Source organism: Undibacterium sp. 5I1 (assembly GCF_034314085.1).
Taxonomy (GTDB): domain Bacteria; phylum Pseudomonadota; class Gammaproteobacteria; order Burkholderiales; family Burkholderiaceae_D; genus Undibacterium.
The window spans coordinates 43,042-64,763 of record NZ_JAVIWI010000001.1 but is presented as its reverse complement, the minus strand read 5'-3'; the positions used below and the strand labels follow the sequence as shown (position 1 = coordinate 64,763).

The 21,722-nt window shown below is 46.5% G+C and carries 17 protein-coding genes; 7 read left to right on the top strand and 10 right to left on the bottom strand.

What is annotated here, in order from left to right; translation table 11 throughout:
* Nucleotides 1-3 precede the first annotated feature (3 nt).
* Complete coding sequence (locus tag RGU72_RS00270; RefSeq protein ID WP_322117827.1) at nucleotides 4-2,856, top strand: ATP-binding protein; 2,853 nt, start codon at nucleotides 4-6, stop codon at nucleotides 2,854-2,856.
* A gap of 210 nt (nucleotides 2,857-3,066) precedes the next feature.
* On the opposite strand, the gene RGU72_RS00265 is transcribed toward RGU72_RS00270, so the two are convergent.
* The gene (locus RGU72_RS00265) at nucleotides 3,067-4,968 is read right to left on the bottom strand and encodes a diguanylate cyclase (protein ID WP_322117826.1); all 1,902 of its coding nucleotides are present in this window, start codon (nucleotides 4,966-4,968) and stop codon (nucleotides 3,067-3,069) included.
* A gap of 355 nt (nucleotides 4,969-5,323) precedes the next feature.
* On the opposite strand from RGU72_RS00265, the gene RGU72_RS00260 reads away from it, so the two are divergent.
* Nucleotides 5,324-5,872, top strand: coding sequence for a GNAT family N-acetyltransferase (locus RGU72_RS00260; RefSeq protein WP_322117825.1), 549 nt, complete (start codon nucleotides 5,324-5,326; stop codon nucleotides 5,870-5,872).
* 38 nt (nucleotides 5,873-5,910) lie between these two features.
* Here the strand turns inward: RGU72_RS00260 and RGU72_RS00255 are convergent, their stop codons facing one another.
* The 3 genes from RGU72_RS00255 to RGU72_RS00245 all read right to left on the bottom strand — a co-directional run bounded on the left by RGU72_RS00255 (nucleotide 5,911) and on the right by RGU72_RS00245 (nucleotide 9,562).
* On the bottom strand, nucleotides 5,911-6,756 hold the full coding sequence (locus tag RGU72_RS00255; RefSeq protein ID WP_322117824.1) for a type II CAAX prenyl endopeptidase Rce1 family protein: 846 nt from the start codon (nucleotides 6,754-6,756) through the stop codon (nucleotides 5,911-5,913).
* A 197-nt stretch (nucleotides 6,757-6,953) separates the two neighbouring features.
* Nucleotides 6,954-8,984 carry a UvrD-helicase domain-containing protein gene (locus RGU72_RS00250; protein ID WP_322117823.1) on the bottom strand — a complete coding sequence of 677 codons (2,031 nt, stop codon included), beginning with the start codon at nucleotides 8,982-8,984 and terminating at the stop codon, nucleotides 6,954-6,956.
* A 353-nt stretch (nucleotides 8,985-9,337) separates the two neighbouring features.
* Nucleotides 9,338-9,562, bottom strand: a complete 225-nt coding sequence (locus RGU72_RS00245) for a hypothetical protein (RefSeq protein ID WP_322117822.1) — start codon at nucleotides 9,560-9,562, stop codon at nucleotides 9,338-9,340.
* A gap of 330 nt (nucleotides 9,563-9,892) precedes the next feature.
* Here RGU72_RS00245 and RGU72_RS00240 point away from each other — a divergent pair, with 330 nt between their 5' ends.
* The 3 genes from RGU72_RS00240 to RGU72_RS00230 all read left to right on the top strand — a co-directional run bounded on the left by RGU72_RS00240 (nucleotide 9,893) and on the right by RGU72_RS00230 (nucleotide 12,897).
* Nucleotides 9,893-11,131 carry a hypothetical protein gene (locus tag RGU72_RS00240; protein WP_322117821.1) on the top strand — a complete coding sequence of 413 codons (1,239 nt, stop codon included), beginning with the start codon at nucleotides 9,893-9,895 and terminating at the stop codon, nucleotides 11,129-11,131.
* On the top strand, nucleotides 11,131-12,249 hold the full coding sequence (locus RGU72_RS00235; RefSeq protein WP_322117820.1) for a HupE/UreJ family protein: 1,119 nt from the start codon (nucleotides 11,131-11,133) through the stop codon (nucleotides 12,247-12,249). Before RGU72_RS00240 ends, RGU72_RS00235 begins: the two co-directional genes overlap by 1 nt.
* 165 nt (nucleotides 12,250-12,414) lie before the next feature.
* A complete protein-coding gene (locus tag RGU72_RS00230; RefSeq protein ID WP_322117819.1) occupies nucleotides 12,415-12,897 on the top strand; it encodes an SRPBCC family protein in 483 nt (160 codons plus the stop codon).
* A 128-nt stretch (nucleotides 12,898-13,025) separates the two neighbouring features.
* Here RGU72_RS00230 and RGU72_RS00225 read toward each other — a convergent pair whose 3' ends face one another.
* From RGU72_RS00225 to RGU72_RS00205, 5 genes are all read right to left on the bottom strand, one after another.
* Nucleotides 13,026-15,206, bottom strand: coding sequence for a S46 family peptidase (locus tag RGU72_RS00225; RefSeq protein WP_322117818.1), 2,181 nt, complete (start codon nucleotides 15,204-15,206; stop codon nucleotides 13,026-13,028).
* Nucleotides 15,207-15,713: 507 nt separating this feature from the next.
* Entirely contained in the window at nucleotides 15,714-16,454 is a 741-nt protein-coding gene (locus RGU72_RS00220) for a LytR/AlgR family response regulator transcription factor (protein ID WP_322117817.1), read from the bottom strand.
* Nucleotides 16,455-16,469: 15 nt separating this feature from the next.
* Complete coding sequence (locus RGU72_RS00215; protein ID WP_322117816.1) at nucleotides 16,470-17,549, bottom strand: sensor histidine kinase; 1,080 nt, start codon at nucleotides 17,547-17,549, stop codon at nucleotides 16,470-16,472.
* Between the two features lie 193 nt (nucleotides 17,550-17,742).
* Complete coding sequence (locus RGU72_RS00210) at nucleotides 17,743-18,471, bottom strand: LiaI-LiaF-like domain-containing protein (RefSeq protein ID WP_322117815.1); 729 nt, start codon at nucleotides 18,469-18,471, stop codon at nucleotides 17,743-17,745.
* The gene (locus RGU72_RS00205; protein ID WP_322117814.1) at nucleotides 18,468-18,884 is read right to left on the bottom strand and encodes a LiaI-LiaF-like domain-containing protein; all 417 of its coding nucleotides are present in this window, start codon (nucleotides 18,882-18,884) and stop codon (nucleotides 18,468-18,470) included. Before RGU72_RS00205 ends, RGU72_RS00210 begins: the two co-directional genes overlap by 4 nt.
* A 312-nt stretch (nucleotides 18,885-19,196) precedes the next feature.
* On the opposite strand from RGU72_RS00205, the gene RGU72_RS00200 reads away from it, so the two are divergent.
* On the top strand, nucleotides 19,197-19,661 hold the full coding sequence (locus tag RGU72_RS00200) for a hypothetical protein (protein WP_322117813.1): 465 nt from the start codon (nucleotides 19,197-19,199) through the stop codon (nucleotides 19,659-19,661).
* 50 nt (nucleotides 19,662-19,711) lie between these two features.
* Here RGU72_RS00200 and RGU72_RS00195 read toward each other — a convergent pair whose 3' ends face one another.
* The gene (locus tag RGU72_RS00195; RefSeq protein WP_322117812.1) at nucleotides 19,712-20,770 is read right to left on the bottom strand and encodes a hypothetical protein; all 1,059 of its coding nucleotides are present in this window, start codon (nucleotides 20,768-20,770) and stop codon (nucleotides 19,712-19,714) included.
* 526 nt (nucleotides 20,771-21,296) lie between these two features.
* Between RGU72_RS00195 and RGU72_RS00190 the strand changes: the two genes are divergently transcribed.
* Nucleotides 21,297-21,623, top strand: coding sequence for a hypothetical protein (locus tag RGU72_RS00190; RefSeq protein WP_322117811.1), 327 nt, complete (start codon nucleotides 21,297-21,299; stop codon nucleotides 21,621-21,623).
* Nucleotides 21,624-21,722 lie beyond the last annotated feature (99 nt).

Below are 21,722 nucleotides of genomic sequence, written 5' to 3'. Positions count from 1 at the left end.
CACATGTTCCATATCAAATCACTAGAACTGGTCCATTGGGACTACTGGCAACGTATCAAGAATATCCCGCTCGACGCCAAAATCATCACGATTGCCGGACAAAACGGCTCGGGCAAAACCACACTGCTGGATGCATTGCGCACCCTGTTCGGGCTCGAATGTTCAATGGGGCGCTCGTACAAACATTACGCCCGTCACTCTGGCCAGCAAACTGCCTGGATACGCGCGGTAGTGGATAACAGCGCGGTGGGGCCGCAGATTTCTAATCGTCCTTTCCGCATGTCCGGCCTGTACGAGGATGAGGTCACGCTGTTTTGCCAGATCCAAAAAAATGGCGGCGACTGGAAGCGTCAATACCTGATGCGCAGCGGCAAAGTCGAGATCGAAGATATTCAGGAAGCCAATGATTGGCTGGGCGTAGAAAGCTACAGGAAACGCCTGTCCCATGCGGGCTTATCGACCGCCATGGGCAAAGTTCTCGCGCTGGAACAAGGCGAGACAGACAAACTCTGTGAGTACGCACCACGTCAATTGCTGGATTTGGTTTTTCAGGTATTTGGTGACAAAGAAGTACTGGACGCCTACGACGATGCCAAGCGCCACCAGCGAGATACAGAAACAGAATTACAGCGCTTTGAGACCGAACTCGAAGGCGCAAAAACCAATCTGGAAGGTCTGCGTCTGCGCGTAGCCAATTATCACCAGTGGGAGAGTCTGAATAAAGAAAAGCGTGATTTGCAGGAAGAGATTTTGCCAACGCTGCAATATCACGAGGCCTTGCAACAGGCGTCTGCTACCAGTCAAAGTCTGCGCAATGGAAAACGTCTATTAAAAACGCAAGAAGACGGTTTGTCAGAGCGCCGTGGCAACCTGGCAATGCAAGCACAAAGTCGCTCCGAAGCGCAGCAACACGAGGCAGCATTAGAAGCAGAAGAATCACAGCTACGCGAAAAACTACAACACATCAACGCTAAGCTGAAGCCGCAAGAAAGTCTGCTTGAGCAAAAAGCGCGCTTGCAAAAACTTGCGGCAGAGGCAGATGCCGACGTCGCTAACGTTGCGGACGATTTAGAGAAAAAAGAAGCCGAACTATCACGCAATAAACAAGAGCGCGACACGCTGTCTAACCGCATCGCAGCCGAGCTGGAAACCATCGCCGCCTTGCAAGGCAAAGCTACCTTGCCCGATCCTGAGAACGTACGCAATATGCGCCGTGCTTTGAACGATGCAGGCATTTCACACAGTATGCTGCCGGAGATCGTCGAAGTGACTGATCCCAAATGGCAAGGCGCGGTCGAAGGTGTCTTGCGCGGTTACACCTCGGTCATTTTGCTGGATAAAGCCAGTGATGCCAGCGCAGCCTATCGCGTCGGTGAGAAGCAACGCTATGGTCACTTCATCGTGCCAGAACGTATCCACGCACCGGTGGTCAAAGATAAAAGTCTGCTATCGGTAGTCAACTTCACCGCCGCTGCCCCTGCCTGGTTGATCGAGCAATTGCAACGTATTGAAATGGTCGACTCTGTTGAGGTCGGCCTTAGTTTTAATAAATCACAGTCCGACTCAAAATCCAAGTCACAAGAATGGATCACACCCGACGCCTATCACGGCGAACGTCGTGGTGGTCGGTCGCTGTTTGTCGAGGCTTCACGCTATCGTTTTGGCAGTGCAGGTCGTACACAAAGGCTGGAGGCATTGCAACGCTCTTTACCACGATTACAATCGCAAGAGGACCAGCTCACGATTACCATCAGCAAACTTGCTGGCGAAATCAGTGCCTTTAAAGCGCGCCTGGCCGGTGTCGATGCGGCAAAAGAACTCAGCGCCCGTCACGCTGAATTTGAAGAGGCTAGCCATCACATACAACCTCTCAGACAGCAAAGGATCGTCGTCGGTAGCCGCCTTGGTGAGATTTCGCCTTTGCTTAAATCAGCGACCGAACAACGTACCGTCGCCCATCTGAAATGGGAACAAGCTAAAGCCGCGATTGCCGACGCAGAATCCCAATTACGTAGTGCAGAAAAACGCTTGGCAGATGAACGTAAAGGACATTTTGAAACGCTAACCAGCATGCGCCAGACCTGGCATCAATTACCCCTCAACTGGAAGCGCGCCAAGCACAGACAACAGCTAGTCGCAGAACATGAAAACGTCCACCAGATAGAATTACGCTTGCGTAGTCTGGGCAATAATCTGGCGCGTGTAGACTGGGAGATTGACTCCACAGTAGTGGATCAGTTTGTCCGGCTCAACGCATTGCTGCAAGGTCGACAGGCAGAAACTGACGAACGTCGCTACCAGAATAACCGCGCCTCAGAAGCCACCGTTAATGCCCGTGCTGCCTACATGGACCGGTTGCGGTTTACGATTAAGACTTACAGCAAAAACATCAAACAGTTGGGCGAACTCGCAGGGATCGAAGTCCATACCGATCCGGTCAAATTGGAGAATGACGACATCCAGTTATCTCAAGCTGGCCTGCATGTGCGATTTAAGTTCGACGGCAAAGGCCCGATCGGTATGAATGACGGCGAAGCGTCTGGTGGTCAGCAAGTGATGAAATCGCTGATCCTGCTAATCGGTTTGCTGAAATCCGAAGATGGTTCCGGCGGCTTTGTCTTCATTGACGAACCATTTGCTCATCTGGACATCCGCAATATTCAGCTAGTCGGTGAATTCCTGAAAAACACCGATGCACAGTATCTAATGACCACCCCGCTGACACACAACACCGACGTCTACGATCCATCAGAATTGACGCTGATCACCAGCAAAAAGAAAAAAGACACCGAGTGGGCGCAACCGATTTTTGTATTACAACGCCGGATAGAAAAATTGAAGGATGTCAGGGCTTAAAATTAACCGGTAGCAGCTGGATGCTTGCAAACTGCCTGCATTAAAAAATTACTCCCTACCCATATGTTTTAATTATCTAATCAAAGTCTGGGCATCCGGCTTATTTTAAGAAAAAAGTAGGGGAGTATATTCAACCCAGATTTTCTAATAGACCGCTAAATTTCTTTGAAGATGCATTAACAAAGCGATATTTTTATCGCCTAAAACGAATTAGTCTGCCGCAATCGTAATCTTATTGCGGCCACTTTCCTTGGCCAGGTACAGAGCCATGTCGCTACGGGACAGCGAGGCATCTGGGCTGGTGTCACTGGCAGACATCATGGCAATACCGATGCTAACAGTAATTGGAATTATTTGATTGTTGGCGTTGACCGGAGTGTCATGCAACTGTTTTTGGACGCGCTGGGCAAACACATTCGCATCTAAGATGCTGGTACCGGATAAGACGACGGCAAATTCCTCACCACCAACTCTGCCTGCGGAGTCGCTCTTGCGTAGTTCGTCGCGCAAAATGTTAGCGAAGTGTTTTAATACAAGGTCACCGACGGCGTGCCCATGCCGGTCATTGATACTTTTAAAATGATCAAGGTCGCACATCAGCACTGCCGATGGTTTACCAACGGCGCGCTGAACGCGCGCCAGCTCTTCTGCCATGCGTCCCATAAAATAACGACGGTTGGGTATTTGAGTTAAAAAATCGATAGTGGCAAGTGCCTGCAACTCAATTTCTAGCCGTTTACGCTCGGTGACATCGGTAATGAAACCGTGCCATAAGGTGCCCCCGTCAGGCAAGCGGCGTGGACGAGCCGCCATCTGACGCCACTGCAACCCTTGTTGCGGCAGATTAACGCGAAACTCTAAGTGCAACTGATGCAGGTCTTTGGCAGATGCATCGATCGCAGCACGATAAGCGCCAAAATCGTCTGGATGTATCAGTTGATGGACTAGCGCAACTGTATCCGTGATTTGCGCTGGCGACAACTCATAAATATCCTTGATGCCTTCGCTGACATAAGAAAAATGTTCTGGGCCATTGGGTAGTTGTTGATATTGATATGCCAATCCAGGTACTTCGTTAGTGAGATTGGTGACAAGATCAACGCTGTGTTGCAGCCGGTCTGACAGCAGGTGCATTGCTGTGATATCGGTAGTGGTACCTATCATGCGTAATGGGGTACCGTCGGCATCACGAACCGCAATTTTACCGCGGCTAGAAACCCAGATATAGCTGCCGTTTTTACAGCGCACGCGATGTTCTACTGCATAGCTATCGGTCTTACCTTCAAAATGAGCACGGATCGTTGCTTGCACATAAGCCAGATCATCAGGATGAACGCGGGTATAGCTGTCTTCAATCCGGTTGGATATTTCTGACTCGGTGTAGCCTAATAGTGCTTTCCAGCCTGACGAATAATGAATTTCTCCGGTTTGAATATGGCGATCCCAGATGCCAGTCGCACTGCCCTCAATCGCCAATGCCATACGGCTCATATTGGCTTCACTCTGTCTCATTGCCTCGTTGGCTACAATAGTTCTGCGTTGGTCATGATGGCGCTCTATGCTGATGACAACTAAACTACTAAGTCCAGAGATCCTGTGATGATCGGCTACAGAAATTCTGCCGCTATGTTTTGCAAACAAAGCAATCATCCCGATCAGGGTACCTGATCCGTTAACAACAGGTAAAGCTGACGAGACAAACAACTCGTGTTGCGCGGCCAACACTTGTAAGTTATTCCAGAACAAGCTGGTGTATGTACATGGATCGTCAGCTCGAGTTTCAATATCAGGCGCACTTACCACATTGCAGCGACATCCTAGTAGGTCCATACCAACCGTCATTTTGCTGATCGCAGCAACGCAAGCTGGCGACAGAGAGGGTGCAACCACCATCCCAAGCTGATGATACTCTGTCAGCACTAAAACGGTGGCAATCAATCCTGAGCATTGCTCTTCAATACCATGTGTAACCAGACTAAGGGTTTCAGCCAGCGGTGCATTTTTTGCAATTTCTGCTAAACAGGCTTGATACAGTAACAGCACACGTTGATTACCATCATCAATCTGATCTGCGTTAGGACGGGCATTATTGTTTGGCTGACTTTGATTCATGAATGTTTAGTATTGGAAGTATTCAATAGCTATGGGGTGGGTACTGGATAGGTAGATAAATGACTAGCTCTAAAGCTAGCTAATTACGGTCACTATTTGCCTGAAATTGATCATATACCAAAGCAGGAATTAAGCTATAGAACAACAAATTTCCACGGTTTGACTAAAATTGGTGGCAACAATTACATAAAAATAAAACAGCAATCATATGGTGGGCTTATCATGATATTAATGCATGTGACATTTCCGTCAAGATGTTATTTTCGGAGCAAACATGCCTGAGATAATTAGAATGACAAGCACTGCATCGCAGCAAGGGCAGTTTTGCGCAAGTCCTAATCTAATCCGACTGAATATGAGCATACTCACTACCCAACGTCTGCGCCTGGAACCTTTAAATGATGACCATCTTGATGGTCTTTTCCGCCTGAACAGTGATCCGGAAGTCATGCGCTATATCACCGGCAAACCCGAAACCCGCGAAGAGACAATCGCAATGATTGAACGCATCAAAGTACGCTGGATCGAATTTGGCTTTTCCTGGTGGAGTTTTATTGAGCTGAAGACTAACGAGCTTATCGGTGCTGGATGCATACAGTATTTGGGACGTGATCCCGCAAATCCTTTAGAAATTGGCTGGCGCCTGCGGCAAGATAAATGGGGCCAAGGTTTTGCGTCCGAGGCAGCGCAGCGGATGGCAGAATTTGCCTTTGATCAGATCGGCGGCGACTCACTGTTTGCAATCTGTGATCAGGATAATGTCGGATCTGCCAATGTCATGAAAAAACTTGGCATGCAGTACCGCGGCATTGAGCGCTGGAACGATATGGACACGGCTACGTATGCAATATCGCGTGCGGATTGGAAAGTAAGGGAAGCAAGGAAAACCAATAAGGCAGACTAATCGCGATCATTCAGTCTGATGTCGATTGAGATTTTCGCTTAAGAATCTGGCGAAATAAAAATCAGACTAGCTGCCAGCAGATTGTTCAAAAAATGCAGGCTCATCGCGCTGGTAATGCCATCACGTAAGCGTAAGTAGCCAAGAAAAATACCCAATACCAATTGTGGGATAACAGCAAAAACTACCAGAAACCCAGAGGCATCGTCAAAGCTGTGGTTGGCAATATGTACGAACGAAAAAGCAAATGCATATAGCCAAAATACCTTAGGGTAAGCCTGGATAAACTGGCGTCCTAGATAAAAATTATGCCCCGATTTTCCATTTCTAGTTCGATAGCGTTCTTGAATTTCAAACACCAACGCCATTAAAACGATCACAGCCGTCAATCCCAGCGTGACGAAAAAACTGCCCGAAAAAATCGTCACTAAGATAGGTCCGAAAAATAAGGTGTAGGTCGCATTTCTAAGCCCAAGACGGAAAATTAATTCCTCCAAAATGGGCGCTATGATCAATGCGGCAAAGGCAAATAATTTTAAATTAGAGAAATCTAAATCTGAGGTGATACTCGTCAGCGCATCAATTGCCCAACCTATCGTGACCATATAAATCAGGTAGAACAACACACTCAGGAATAGAAAAAAAGCTAGCCTCTGCCAGCGTCCTCCGGCATTTAATGATGGTTGCAAACGGCGGGTAGGACGTTTAATAAATCGCCAGAAATCTTGTAACTCGGTTTTGCAATAATGATGCAAGCCGTTTGCTGAGTTTGACGGGTTTGACGGCGATATTGGTATGAATGCTTGCTCAATCACCCCTTGTACTGCTTGCTGCTCTGTACTTTGCCCGTCAACCGAAACTAGCTTATCGTCGGTCTGATTCGTCATTTCAAAATAGTTTTCATCAGATGGAAATAAAATCAATCCTCAAGTGTGCACGGTATTCTTTGCCTGCTAAACGAATCTTCAAACTATATTACTCCCTATTAGTATATTTAAGTTGTCCATATAATCATTGGACAATAAGGCTATTTCTATAAAAATAATGGGGAGTATATTTAAATCGGCTTAAATATCTCTCAATTTTATTCTTTTGGACGACTTAACAAGGCTTTCAAATTCGCCAGACGATTTTGCGGCGTGATCGTTTCTGCCTCGGTCGGCACGGCATCACCCTCGTCTAATTTCATCTCTTTAATAAAGCGGGAGACATCGCAATGCACCGGCGCACCAGCACGTTTGCGCTTTTTGCACCAGGTGATATGCAGACTGCGCTGAGCGCGGGTGATGCCGACGTACATCAGACGACGTTCTTCCTCGATACGGGCGGCGATGGTTTCTACCGGCGCATCAGGGTCGCCTTTATGCGGCAAGATGCCCTCTTCCACTCCAACCAAAAACACGTGGGGAAACTCCAGCCCCTTGGATGCATGTAAGGTGGACATTCTGACGGCATCGGGATCTTCATCCTTACCTTCCATCATGGTCATCAATGCGACCATCTGGGTTAAGTCCAACAAGCTGCGATGATCGTCGGTACCTTCTTTGCCGCCGCTGCCTTTTTCTTTGAGCCAGTTGGTGAAATCGAGCACATTTTGCCATTTGGCTTGCGCGGCACGATCATCAAAACTGTCGTAAAGATAGCCTTCATAATTGATCTCTTTCATCAAATCGTCGAGCAAGGTTCCGGCATGGGTTTCGCGGTGCGCATGTGCTTCAACCTGATTGATGAAGGTACAGAAATCACGTAAAGGCGTGAGCTGGCGATCCGTCAGTTTGGCCTCTATCCCACCTTTGAATACGGCTTCAAATAAGGAGCATTGCCATTGTCCGGCGAATGCGCCTAACACCTCTAAGGTAGCCTGACCGACACCGCGTTTGGGCGTGGTGATCGCACGGATGAAGGCCGGGTCGTCGTCTTCGTTAGCGATCAGACGCAGATAAGAAATAATATCTTTGATCTCCGCTTTATCAAAAAAGCTTTGCCCGCCAGAGATCGTGTAAGGAATACGCTCTTTACGCAGCGCTTTCTCAATCACGCGCGCCTGATGATTGCCACGGTACAAAATGGCGTAATCCGACCATTTGGCGCGACGCTCAAAGCGATGGGCAGAAATCATGATGGCGACTTGATCCGCCTCTTGCTCATCATCTTGCATACCCAAGACTTTGACCGGATCACCGAGGCCGTGTTCTGACCAGAGCGATTTATCAAATAATTTAGGATTATTGCCAATCACAGAATTCGCTGCCTGCAAAATGCGGGTACTGGAGCGGTAATTTTGCTCCAGTTTGATCAGCTTTAAATCGGGGAAGTCGATGCCCAGCGTCTTCAAATTTTCTATCGTTGCACCGCGCCAGGCGTAAATCGCCTGATCGTCGTCACCCACAGCAGTGAACATCGGTTTTTTACCTATACCGGTGACGAGTAATTTAACCAGTTCGTACTGACAGGTATTGGTATCCTGATACTCATCCACCAGCAGATAGCGCAAACGGCGCTGCCATTTATCGCGTACTTGTTCGTTGGTACGGAATAACTCAACAGGCAGGCGGATCAGATCATCAAAATCAACCGCCTGGTAAGCAGACAAGGTCGCTACATAGCTGCGATAAATCCGGGCGGCGGTGGCCTCATCCTCATCCTGAGCTTGCTGGATTGCCAGCTCGGGATCGATCAATCCATTTTTCCAGAGCGACATTGCGGTCTGGATACGGCGTATCAATTGCTTATCTGTCGTGATTGCTAAGTCTTGCACCAAAGAAAAGCAATCATCACTATCCATGATCGAAAACCGGTCCTTCAAACCTAAGGCCCGCGCCTCTTGCCGTAAAATTTTGACGCCAAGAGAGTGAAAAGTCGACACTGTAAGTTGCTTAGCTTTTTTAGGCTCCTGCAAAATCTTAGCAATGCGCTCCTGCATCTCTAGCGCGGCTTTATTCGTAAACGTCAGCGCGGCAATGTGCTTGGGATCATAGCCATGCTTTTCGATCAGGTTGGCGATTTTTTGCGTAATGACCCGTGTCTTACCCGATCCCGCACCCGCCAGCACCAGACAAGGGCCGTCCATATAGTTGACTGCATCGCGTTGGGGTTGGTTAAGGCCGTGGGACATGAGTTGAATGTACTTTGAGGTGATGTAAAGCGGAGCAGCAGCGCCGAATTGGTATATCTGAAGGATGGTCAGCAGATATCTGGGCAGGCGCTATTGTAGCTGTATTCAATCATTCTGCCGTATGGACGTAGCCACGCACCGACGGCAATCAAACAATACTTCATGGACTGCCAGGCGCCTTGCAAGCGTACGCTTGAAATGACAGAGGAGCAGAATGCAAGAAAAACAATAAAATTATAAGGTCAAAAGTCAAAATAAAAGCCTCATCTTCGCAAAAAGAGGAGGCTCATAAAAAGACAATTACCAACCGCAGCAGAGGGAGTAACCCGCTCTGCCCGAATACAGCTTACAAATTATTTAGATGCGGCTGGTGCAGCTGCTGATGCGGACGCATCAGCTTTTTTTGCTTTCATTTTTTTCATTTTTTTCGCTTTTGGCGCAGAAGCGTCAGCAGAAGCGGCTGGTGCAGATGCCATTGCAGATGCCATTGCAGATGCTGAAGGAGCAGCCGTGTGGGAAGCAGCGAAAGCGGATGCGGCGAATAAGCAAGTAACCAAAGCAGCGATGAGTTTCTTCATTTTATACCCCTGTAATTAGAACTGTTGTTGTTAATTAAAATCAAAATTACTAATTTCTACATCTACGATTCACATGAACCTGTACCCTTAACGCAAATTAATTATAAGTGGTTGACGATTTATTTTAAAAAAGATTTATCTATTTTTTGGCGAACTGGTCTTGACCCGAAAGTCGTACTCTAATTTAATCAACAATCAAGCGTATTTACCCAATCCTAAGTTCTGTTCATATTCAAAGTCGCTTCAGTCAAATTGCATGCCTGTAGTCTTGTTGCTATGATGCGCGATCGATGGCACTTTGCAGTCACACCCAATTTTTTGGATCGTCCGATGCCCTCTTTTACCCATTTTGCGCCACGTCAGCTACTCATTTTAAGTCTCTTGTTTTGCACTGCAACAACAGCATTTTCAGCAGCGCACATCCCGCCCAATGACGCGACCGTGCTGGAGCGACTACCATTTAAGCCCAATGATCCTGTGGCACGTGAGCTGGCGCAGATGCGTGCTGAGTTGCAGCGCAACCCAAAGAATGTTGAGGTCGCCGTCAAACTGGCGCGTCGCTATTATGGAATGGTGGGTGAAGAAGGCGATCCGCGTTATCTAGGCTATGCGGAGGCTGCGCTCAAGCCTTGGTGGGATATGCCGGAGCCGCCAATCGATGTCCAGGTGCTACGCGCGGGGCTGTTGCAATTCCGCCACGATTTTTCTGGTGCGACATCGGATCTGAATAAGGCAATCGCACGCGATCCAAAAAATCCTCAAGCTCGTGTGCTGAGAGCGGTGATTGAAATTGTTCAGGCCCGATATGATTTGGCTAGATCCGATTGCCGCGCGCTGGATGGACTAACCAATGATTTGATCGTAGTCGGCTGCGAAACCATGGTTGATGGTTTAACCGGGAAATTAGCCAGCGCCTACGATACCTTAAACACCACTTTTAACGATGCTTTAAAAGACGCACAAAGCGACGGAGATAAGGTCGCGCCCGATCTACAATTGTGGGTACTGATACGACTTGCCGAACTAAGTCAGAGGCAAGGGAAAATTGAACGCACTGAAGCACATTTCAAACAAGCATTGGCACTGGGTATTCAAGACACATTTCTACTCGCGGCGTATGCGGATTTTCTGTTAGACCAGAAACGCCCTACCGAAGTGGTCACGCTGTTAAAAGACAAAATTCGTTCGGATAACTTATTGCTGCGCCTGGTATTTGCTGAGCGAATTCTGAATATGCCGGAAGCAAAAGAAAGTGAATCCATATTAACAGCACGCTATGTCGCAGCGCAGCTAAGGGGCGACACAGTACACCAACAAGAAGAAGCCAGATTCGAACTGCAGGTAAAAGCCAACCCTAAAAAAGCACTGGCTCTGGCGCAAGAAAACTGGAAAGTCCAATTAGAACCACGTGATGCGCGCATCTTTTTGGAATCCGCCTTAGCACTCAAAGACCCCAATGCGGCTCAAGCTGTTTTGCAGTGGCTCGATAGCAGTCACATAGAAGACGCTTATTTAATCAAGCTGGGTCAGCAATTAAAACAACTACAAGCAATGCAGGTAGCTCATTGATGAAACGCTTAATTCTCTTGTTAGCCGGTCTGTTTTTTGCTCTGACCGCATCTGCCCACAAACCCAGCGACAGCTATCTTAGTCTGAGCGTGAAGGACAGCTCCATCATCGGACAATGGGATATCGCCCTGCGCGATTTAGATTTTGCGATTGGCCTGGACGCCAATGGTGATGCCGAAATTACCTGGGGCGAGGTTCGTGCCAAACATACGGAGATTGCAGCCTATGCCATGTCACGCTTGCACGTCTCAGCGCAAGGCAAGGATTGCCCGATACAAGTAACAGAACATTTGGTCGATGATCATACAGATGGTGCTTATGCAGTGATGCGCTTTAAAGCAGAATGTCCTACGCCCATCAGCGTACTGCAAGCTAAGTACAATCTGTTTTTTGATATTGATCCCCAGCACAAGGGTTTGTTGCGGCTCGATTATCAAGGGCAATCCAGTACCGCGATATTTAGTCCGGATAAAGCAACTCAGGAATTCAAGCTCAGTGAAGTCAGTCGCTTTAAACAATTTTTGGACTATGCCCGAGAAGGTGTTTGGCATATCTGGATCGGCTTTGATCACATTCTATTTTTGTTAGCTTTACTCCTACCAGCAGTGGTGTTCCGCCAGGATAAAAAATGGCAGGCCGTCAGCGCTTTTAAGCCAGCATTTTGGTCGGTATTAAAAATCGTTACGGCGTTTACGCTGGCGCATTCCATCACGCTGACGCTGGCAACATTAGGCGTCATTAGTTTGCCATCGCGCTGGGTAGAATCGACGATTGCAGCATCGGTCGTCATCGCGGCACTAAATAATATTTATCCTCTATTCCGGGAACGACGCTGGGTCATGGCGTTTTTATTTGGATTGATACACGGATTCGGATTTGCCAGTGTGTTGACTGATCTTGGATTGCCGCAAGGTGCCTTGATCCTGGCATTGGTCGGATTTAATTTGGGCGTTGAAGGTGGTCAGTTAGCGATTGTTGCCGCATTTTTACCCATCGCATTTGCATTAAGAACAAGCTGGTTTTATCGTCGCCTGATCTTGATTGGTGGCTCGGTCGTCATCGCGATTCTGGCAGCGATCTGGTTCATAGAGCGTGCGTTTGATATGAAGTTTTTGTGATTTACATGAGTTAGATTTGACCAGACAAATAAGCTGCCTTTCATCGCAGCATAAATCGCCTGAATTTGAAACTCAATGTCAAACCCAAAAGTAGGCTCGACTCGCTTGCGTGGCAATTGGTTTAGAAGCAGAGTAAACTAAGCGCTGTCCACAAGGAATTTGCATATGAAATTTGAACACTTAGTAGAAATCAACGACATACTTAATCCGTTGAACGATGTCATTACGCGCGAACAATTGTGGCGTGGCTTGGTGTTGCGCGCCGAGTCTCCCAAGTTATTTGTGCCTTACCTTGATGAGAGTACGATCACTGCACGCAATACAAACGGATTCTCACGTAGTCTGCGTTATGGCGATTTAGTGATTAGCGATGAGGTTCGTTTTGTCGAACTTGATTCGGTGTTGTATGACGTAGCAGCGCAGAAGGATATTCCTCAGTCGTCGCTATTAATGAAGATTGAAGAACCCTCGCCGGATGCTTTATTCGTGCGTTTTTTATATGACGATGGTCATAGCGCGGAAGAAGATATCGCGAATGAGATGTACAACGAATATCGCCGCTCTGCTTATCAGGAAGCGGATATTGATACGATACGCGTTATAAGAGAAATGGCAGAAGCCGGACGGCTGAACGCATTGCCATCATAAGTTTTTGTCGTTGAATATCGCGACTCATTGACACTACGCGTGCTACCAGTTGCTGTTTTAGTCTGAATAGAAATAAAAAAAGACGCCGTTCAAAGAACGGCGTCTTTTTTCTTTATTACTTTAGCTAATTACTCTACGCGTAATTCTTTCAGCAGGTTATCGGCTTTATCAACGTTTTTCATTTCCCACAATACATAGCGCAAATCTACTTGGATATCGCGTGTGTTTGCATCGTTGAAATCCCAGTCAGAGATGATGGAATCTAAAGTGCCGTCAAATGCCAAGCCAACCAATTCACCTTTAGCGTTCAATGCTGCAGAGCCAGAGTTACCGCCTGTAATATCCAATGTCGCCATAAAATTGACCGGCACTGATTTCAACTTGGCATCATAGTATTTGCTGTCGGCACCATATTTGCTGGATTTGATTGCATCCAATTGGTTTTGTGGGGCATTAAACTCGCCAGTACCAGTCGCTTTTTTCTCGATACCATGCAGGCTGGTAAAGGCGGTCCAACTTGTGCCATCAACACCATATGGACGACCAGCGACTTTACCAAAAGTAACGCGCAAAGTGCTGTTAGCATCAGGATAAACCGCTTGACCTTTGCTATTCATGAAAGCGATTTTTGCCTTCATGTAGTTTGCATAGGCTTGCTGAATTTTGCCAGCCATCTCTTCGTCACGTGCTTCACGCTTCAGACTTTCGTCATACATCGCAACAGCAGCTTTGATGAAACTATCATTACTAGCTTTGAAATCATCTGGTTTGCGTTCCAGCCAAGGCGCACGTTCTTCTTTGATCGCCAGTTTGCTACCCGCATACATTGCATCTAATAGAGCTTTAATGTCGGCTTCTTTCATACCATCTTTAATACCAACGGCAGCATCAAAATTCGCATTGCGGTCTTTACTCGCTTGCGCTGCGTACTTAGTCATGAAGTTCAGTACCAATGCTTTATCAACGGTCTCATCATAGCTACGATCTACCGCGGCGACACCCGCTTTAAAGCGTGGCAGATCGCGTGTCTGGAAACCAGATTTACGTTCTGCGTCTGGCTTGGTTGACTCATTTGCCAGGCGATACATGCTACGTGCAGAAGCTAACAAACGAGGTGAAGAATAGGCTAGCAAGAAGTCACGGCGGTTTTCTGCATCACGTTCAGAGATGAGTTTTTCGATCGCGTCGATATCTGCTGCATACATTTGCTTACGACCAGCATCAGCATTGATCCATGTCTTCAAGTCCGCATGTTCTTTTTGCTTGCGGGCTAATAAATCACTACCGGCATAGCTATCCAACATACCTTGGCGGTTTTTATAGTAATTGTTAACGCCTGCAACCATGCCAGCGTATTTCAATTTTTTGTCCGGGCTATCTTTGGTTTCACGTTCGATCACAGCCAGTTGTTCGCCAGAGGCTTTGACATAGGCTGGATAGTTCCAGTCGAATGTATAAGCAACTTCTGAAGGCAAACGATGGCGATTGGTACGTCCCGGATAACCAGTTACCATGACGAAGTCGCCTTCTTTCACGCCCTCTTTAGCCAGACGCAGATAGTGCGTAGGCTTGTATGGGACGTTATCTTTACTGAATTCTGCTGACTTGCCGTCTTTGCTGACATAAGCACGCAAGAAGCTATAGTCACCGGTGTGACGTGGCCACATCCAGTTATCGGTATCACCACCAAATTTACCTACACCTTCGGCTGGTGCATGTACCAGGCGCACGTCTTTAATTTCTAATTGCTTGATCAGGTAATACTCTAAGCCACCATAGTAAGGATAAACATTGCAGCGATGGCCGACATCTTTTTCGCATTCTGCTACTAATGCTTTTTCATTCTTTTCTATCGCATCTACTCGCGCCTTACCGACTAATTTAGCGACCTCAGGACTGATAATTTTAGAACTGACATCTTTGACATCCTTGGTCACAAAAACCCGGCTGCCTGGGGATGCCGGGAGTTCATCCGCCATTGTCTTTGCCAAAAACCCATTAGCCAGATAGTTACGCTCTGGTGTGGAGTTACGGGCAATACTGTCGTAAGCGCAGTGGTGATTAGTAATCACCAGACCTTGATCTGAAACAAACGATGCGGAGCAACCACCCAAGCTAACGATCGCGCCCATAGGGAACTCAGTCAATTTAGTTAAGCTGGCAGGATCAAGCTTTAAGCCAGCCGCTTTTAATTGCTTGGCGATGGCTGGCAATTGTTGCGGCATCCACATGCCTTCGTTGGCGTAAGCAACGCTGATAGCGCTGCTCAATGCTGTCAGCGCAGTAAATAATACGAGTGATTTTTTCATCGGAGTCTCAGAATCTTTATGGGATCGTTATTGAAATAGACTGAAAAAGAGGGTCTCTTTTTCATAGCATTGCAGTATCTGATCGTCATGGAATGAAGTCAATACAATTGCTTACAAGTTCTTTACTTGTTTTTTAGGATGGGACTAGCGAATAAAAAGCGATAATGAAATGCGAGCAAAAGACTTATCGCTGCGGGAGGTAAAAAACATTGTTTTTTATGTTTTTTTGAGAAAAAAGTGAACTATTCAAAAAATACTCCATCTGAGGCGACCAAAAATTATCAGTAGCGACTGTCAATTTTTAGATCGTTTTTCGTCGATTGTTAGCGCTGGCAAAGTGCGTAAATGCGACACAATAATCGATTACCATCCAAGATCGCCCGTTAGTTTTACGCAACATACTAAGGCCTTCTTGCGCCAGAACTTAGTGATTATCTATTTCAATTAGCCCTAAGTAATTGTGATTTTTGTGTCATTTAATTTGCATGATCTGCTGACATGGCCTGTTTACATAATCTGCCTGATACGTTCATAACCAGTCCGGCTGATCGGAATCTGTTTGCCAGAGCGCATGATCGCAACATGACTGTCTTTGGTGCTACGTTCTATACTTTTCAGCTGTTCAATATTGATTAAATATGAACGATGCACCCGCACAAATTTTTTCGGATCGAGCTGCGCTTCCAGCTCCGACAGAGATTGCGTCTTCAGGTAAGATTTTGCGTCGCTGACAATACTGATGTAGTCATCTTGCGCTTCTACATATTCCATCTTATCTACGGGAATAACATGCACCTGAGTTCGGTCACGGATCAAAATACGGTCCAGTAGTTTGCCCGGCACTGACAGCAATTGCTGGATCGCGGTGGCTTGCGGATTGACCAGTTGCGCGATTGATTTACGTGCCTGCGCAAGGGCCTCATCAAATCGTGTTTGTGAAAATGGTTTGAGTAAATAATCAATCGCATGTAGATCAAATGCCTTAAGGGCATATTGATCGTAAGCGGTAGTAAAGATCACCCCAGCCTGTCTGCCCGTCAGCTCCAGCACTTCCAAGCCAGTCAGCTTAGGCATCTGGATATCTAAAAATATTAAATCAGGATTAAGCGCGTTAATCTGCTTCACCGCATCAAGTCCGTGCTCTGCCTCACCTACGATGACAATATCTGGATGCGCGCGCAGATATTCCCGGATCAAGCATCGCGCTAATTCCTCATCATCAACGATCAATACATTTATAGGATTCATCATTTTTTAGTATTTTTAAAGATTGACGATACTAAGTGGTATCGCTATTTCTACGATAAAGAATTCTGTATTTCTTGTCCAACTGATACGCGCTTTTTCACCATACAAAGAACGTAAGCGTTGCTGACTATTTTTTAAGCCTAAGCCATTTCCTACGGTCGTACTTGGGTTGATATCAACAGGATTTTCTATCGTGACATGTAACCAGTCACCTCTTGTCATTGCGCGTAGTGTAATAGTCCCACCCTCGGTCAAATCACGGATACCATGTTTGATCGCGTTCTCAATACAAGGCTGCAATAACATAGGCGGTATCAATGCCGTTTGCGCAGTGTCGCTAACCTGAATATCGCTTTGCAATTTTTTACCAAAGCGGATTTTTTCTATCGCTAAAAAATGCCGACATAAGCTGATTTCATCTGTTAAGGGAATCTGTTCTTTTTCCGACAAAGCCAAAGTCTGACGAAAAAATTGCGCTAACTCCAAAGTCATCGTACGAGCGGCAATTGGATCAATCGAAGTTAAAGCGCTAATTGAATTCAGGCTATTAAACAAAAAATGAGGATTGATTTGTGTCCGTAAAACCTGCAACTCTGCATCACGTGCCTGTACCCGAGACTCTGCTGCACGGCGATCTGCCAGGCGCATATTGTCAAGTGCAATCAGAACGTCATGCACTAAGATAGAAAGCAAATAAAAACCACAACCAGCTACAAACAGCATGACTGACATCGGCTGCGTTATTACGATCAAATTTACAGTCAAATTACTATCTGTATCTGCACCATATAAAAATGAATGACGTATTGCTTGCGCCAAATAATTCCATGCGTAGCAGAGCAATAGCCACATCAATCCAGACAACAATGACGCGCCGCCAAAAATCACCAGCGTCAAAAGAAATTGCCGCTTTTCAAAAGGCAAAGAGCGGCAAACATAGAATGCAGAAGCAGCGACAAAGCCATAAATCAAACTAACCGGGATGGCAAACCCAAGACCTGCTCCCCAACTAATATTTGCCATTGTCACTAATAAGGCAGCAATCACCACGCCAGCCAATAGCCATGCCATCAGATACCACATCAACTTACGCATGCTAGAGACTATTGGTTTTATCATTGGTCTAATCGGTGTGCTTGATATAAATAAAGCTAAAAAATAGAGCTAAAAAATAGAGCTAATAAATACAGCCAATTACGTTTATAGAACTTACGCAAAACTGCCCTAACTGCATTGCAGCACTTTGCTAGCGAAATTTTGCATAAGTCCTCATCTATATAAATATAAATTAATTTTTGATCTCAACGCCACCCATTACGACATAACCTTCAATCACCAAGCGTTTGGTCGCCGTCATCGGAGGAATAGTTTTATCTTCAATCCCGCCCATAATCGGTATGCCATTACTGACAATGGTCCAATCAGCAGGTACTTTTAAAGAGATGCCTCCCCAGACAGCAAAGACTTGCAAGACTGCTTCAGACTGAATAGATGCCTGGCGTAAATCGATCTCTACTGAACCCATAATCGCGGTTGCTTCACCACCCCGAAAATTTTGTGATACGACCTTCATATTATTGCCACTCATGACAGCGATTGCGTCGATACTGCTATCGCCCATGCTACTCAAACCAGATAATCCCGTATTGGTATTATCCCCAAGCTGGTCACTATTATTGTCGCTAAAGCGGTCTTTGCGTACACCCTTGAAGACGACCGCGAGGCCCGCCACAATAATAAACAACGGCCACCAGTCACGCATCCGGAAAATAATAAAACCAAGGTTGGATAATGTCATCAACGCTCCGGCGGCAATTAATCCACCAGCGATGATATAGCCTGAAGTAGCACGCGTCTGCGACAGTTTTAAAACACCAAAAGCAATGAATACCATGGGCCAGAATTGAATATAGTCGCGAGCGTTAAACCAATGTAAGTTGTCTACCAACGCCAACACACCAAAGATGATAACGATAGCGCCAATTAAGACGCGACGTTGATTATGTGACTGGTTCATGATTGTGATTCCTTATTTGATTTTTCTGACAAATTCGTTATGCCGGTAGCGACCCAAGTAACGCCAAAAATGATGAGGATAATCGGCCAGCTGGTTTGAAATGTCCAGTCCCAGAGTTGAGTCAGACAAACATACAGCCACAATCCTATGGCTATTTGCGAGATCCCTTTAATCACCTGCACCAGCATAGTGGCACTTAAGGCCTCAACCAAACCAACGATAGCGATCACCAGTGGCCAGCCGTACCACCAGCGAATTTTTTCGCCGATGTAAGGGTGCAAATCAACATACCCCAGCCGCTCTAATAAAAAAATAGTACCGACTGCGATCAATACCAATCCCCAGATCACCGATTTACGTTGACGTTGTTTTCTGTATTGTTGAATACTAGCTTGCGAAATATCAGAGTTCATCATGACTCCCTTATTAAAATGAACGGATCGTACTTTGTACAGACCCACTATATTTTTTAATCAATTTGCTCTTGCTGCGTCGACATGTTCAAGATAATAGATGTGGGGAAAAATGTCTTCCTGATTTCGGCCAATAGCAGTGATCGTTCGGTCAATAGCGAAACATCGGTGAATGACGCAGAACAAGGCATCCGATCTACGCTTCTGAGAAGTCATCCTAGTCAAAGTGGAAAATCTAAGCGTAACGGATAGACAAGGAATTCAACTTTACGTAAGCTAGCGCGATACTGACAGCGACCGCTTGTAATCCCTATGATAGAAAATCTACTGCCCTTCCTCAACGTCATCTCTACCGCTGCCAAAGCTATGCAATGGTTCAGAGATGTCAGTGCGAAAAACAAAGGCGACGTCCGTGCCCTGATTGAAGAGATTAAAGAAAATTCCCGCTTATGTTTTAGGGTAGTACAAGACCATGTGCCGCCAGCCGATGTCATCCCGTCGTTCTCAACAACAGTGTTTGATCGTCTGAACGCTAGCGGATTTGATTTTGATTCAGTCCAGCGCCACGACATTCCAAGCTACGAGGGTATAGAGAAAAGTGATCTCGCCACATGGGCAGGCAAGCCCACGGGCAAATTGATCGAGAGTATCTACGACAAGATTAAAGACTTACGCTCTTTACATGCGTTTAAGGCGCATGACAATCGTTTATGGAGCAGAAGGATACTGAATATTCATAAGCGCATTTTGCTATTGCTGCGCCATACACGAACCTGATAGCCGACCTTGATAGTCACATCCAAATTAGCGGCTACAAAACCCACCAATTACGCCAGCCACGCACCATCACGGTAGACAACTTCGTCATCCAATAACACGGCATTGGTTACGGCAAAAACATCGACATGGAAACGCGCATCTTTACGCTTGAGTTGCGGCTTGGTGTATACGCCATGTTTTGCACCAAGCGATAAATGAATACCGCACATGCGTTCGTAAGTGCCGATATCGCATACGGTACGATCTGCTGAAAATGCCCGGTTCATACCGAATCCCAATTCACGTAACCAGACTTCGCCCTCGGCAGCACGGATACTGGCTAAGACCTCATCAAACTCGGGCGTGGAATCAATGACGTCGATGACCCGGCCTTTTTCTACGACCAGCGTAATCGGGTGCGCTGGTTTGTTGACCATAAAATTACTGTCGCCAAATACAAAAATTCTCACGCGACCACTAACCGCTTCTAAATCTTGCGCCTCAGTAAATACCTCGCCAATCGGAAACTGGCCGCCGACATTGGTCATGCCAGTGTAATCGCCAATATTCAATTTAGCGGGCTCTAATGGCGAAGCAAATACAAGACGTGCGCCCTCGCCGCTCTCGACCACCGCACTGCCAGCGCGGTCAATCTTATCTTTTAGTGCCCGACCGACGCCGCGAAAATACGCAGGGTCGTAGGCCAGACTATCGATATAAATCAATGCCTCAGCAGCCGACAAGCGCGCCAGATGCACATGCTCAATCACTTTTAAACCACGCTTAAATAACTCGACCCTTACCCTATAGGCATCCAGACGGAAACTGGTAGTTTGTACCAACACCACCAGATCGGATGGCGCTAGAGTCTCAAACACGGCATGGATCTCTTCCGGGCTTACCTGATCAAAATCAATGAACTGTGCGTCTGGTAAACAACGTCGATACGCCTCACTCAGCGCCAAAGACAAACCGCAGCCCCGATCAGCGACGATCAGAGCTTTGTGTGCGAGCTGATGCTCCATCGCCATTGACAAAATATCGGCAATATTTTTGGTCGCCATTGCTATCGCCGACTCTGGCAAAACGCTGTGGATTTGAGGATTATCTGGGGAGTTCATTGGCATGATGTACATCGTTACAAAAATGGGTAGCAAGGAGCGCTTATCAAACAGAAAAAATACGCGGGCACAAATGAACCGGATAGCAACCGTAATCAATTAGACATCGATCACACGTCGATTACACGTCGATTACACATCGATTACGTGAGAGTCATGCGGTCTGCCACTGAGTTTTTTGCCGTACTTTTTTCGGTTGGTTTTGCGCTAGCGCATTGTAATCGACATTGACAATGCACTTAGTTTTGCTCACAACTTAAAGTCGGTCATGTACCGATTTTCGATATTTCACGGCTGGCATCAATGATCAAAATGCTCTTTTTTCTTTAGCGTAGTCAATGACACTTGGTTAATGACACTTAGTTAATAACAAGAGAACACCCAACAACTTGCTCATTTAAATATATTTTTTAATCACGCTTATAGAAAATTGATCGCTAATTTAAGTTAGCGCAGGTTTTGCCGTTATTTAGCTTAACTAGATTAAAACTACTTGATACAGCACGTCACAGATAACACTCAGCAAATTTGTATGAAACTCTTTTCATTTCCTCGCGTCAACCAAGTCATTCCCGCTGATACACGTCATATGGGCTATGAAACCGTTGCGCAATCTGATGACGAAGCTCCACAGAAGGTAAAACCAGATGACCAACCCGTGAGCAATGCGACACCTGCTTCTGTCAATGGCGCCCGCAGTGGAGAAGATCGCCGCCGTGGCAACGACCGCCGCCAGACCGAGCGCGCGCCATCCTCGGTAGCGATTTTATTTGATACCCGCGCCAAAATAATCCGTCGCAAAACCTCTCGTCGTCATGAGGACGACGAGCAACTACAAAACTTCAGTATCAAAATATAGCTTCTGCTTGGTCAATCAAGCATCGCGTCAGTTAAACTTCCCCAGCAAGCCAAGCTCCGAGGATAATAGCGACTTCATTCTCGGACGCACCGCGTTCCC

Bases quoted from the DNA above. Each gene is read 5' to 3' on its own strand.
- RGU72_RS00270 (WP_322117827.1), top strand. From the start codon at position 4: ATGTTCCATATCAAATCACTAGAACTGGTCCATTGGGACTACTGGCAA.
- RGU72_RS00265 (WP_322117826.1), bottom strand. From the start codon at position 4,968: ATGAATCAAAGTCAGCCAAACAATAATGCCCGTCCTAACGCAGATCAG.
- RGU72_RS00260 (WP_322117825.1), top strand. From the start codon at position 5,324: ATGAGCATACTCACTACCCAACGTCTGCGCCTGGAACCTTTAAATGAT.
- RGU72_RS00255 (WP_322117824.1), bottom strand. From the start codon at position 6,756: ATGACGAATCAGACCGACGATAAGCTAGTTTCGGTTGACGGGCAAAGT.
- RGU72_RS00250 (WP_322117823.1), bottom strand. From the start codon at position 8,984: ATGTCCCACGGCCTTAACCAACCCCAACGCGATGCAGTCAACTATATG.
- RGU72_RS00245 (WP_322117822.1), bottom strand. From the start codon at position 9,562: ATGAAGAAACTCATCGCTGCTTTGGTTACTTGCTTATTCGCCGCATCC.
- RGU72_RS00240 (WP_322117821.1), top strand. From the start codon at position 9,893: ATGCCCTCTTTTACCCATTTTGCGCCACGTCAGCTACTCATTTTAAGT.
- RGU72_RS00235 (WP_322117820.1), top strand. From the start codon at position 11,131: ATGAAACGCTTAATTCTCTTGTTAGCCGGTCTGTTTTTTGCTCTGACC.
- RGU72_RS00230 (WP_322117819.1), top strand. From the start codon at position 12,415: ATGAAATTTGAACACTTAGTAGAAATCAACGACATACTTAATCCGTTG.
- RGU72_RS00225 (WP_322117818.1), bottom strand. From the start codon at position 15,206: ATGAAAAAATCACTCGTATTATTTACTGCGCTGACAGCATTGAGCAGC.
- RGU72_RS00220 (WP_322117817.1), bottom strand. From the start codon at position 16,454: ATGAATCCTATAAATGTATTGATCGTTGATGATGAGGAATTAGCGCGA.
- RGU72_RS00215 (WP_322117816.1), bottom strand. From the start codon at position 17,549: ATGCGTAAGTTGATGTGGTATCTGATGGCATGGCTATTGGCTGGCGTG.
- RGU72_RS00210 (WP_322117815.1), bottom strand. From the start codon at position 18,471: ATGAACCAGTCACATAATCAACGTCGCGTCTTAATTGGCGCTATCGTT.
- RGU72_RS00205 (WP_322117814.1), bottom strand. From the start codon at position 18,884: ATGAACTCTGATATTTCGCAAGCTAGTATTCAACAATACAGAAAACAA.
- RGU72_RS00200 (WP_322117813.1), top strand. From the start codon at position 19,197: ATGATAGAAAATCTACTGCCCTTCCTCAACGTCATCTCTACCGCTGCC.
- RGU72_RS00195 (WP_322117812.1), bottom strand. From the start codon at position 20,770: ATGCCAATGAACTCCCCAGATAATCCTCAAATCCACAGCGTTTTGCCA.
- RGU72_RS00190 (WP_322117811.1), top strand. From the start codon at position 21,297: ATGAAACTCTTTTCATTTCCTCGCGTCAACCAAGTCATTCCCGCTGAT.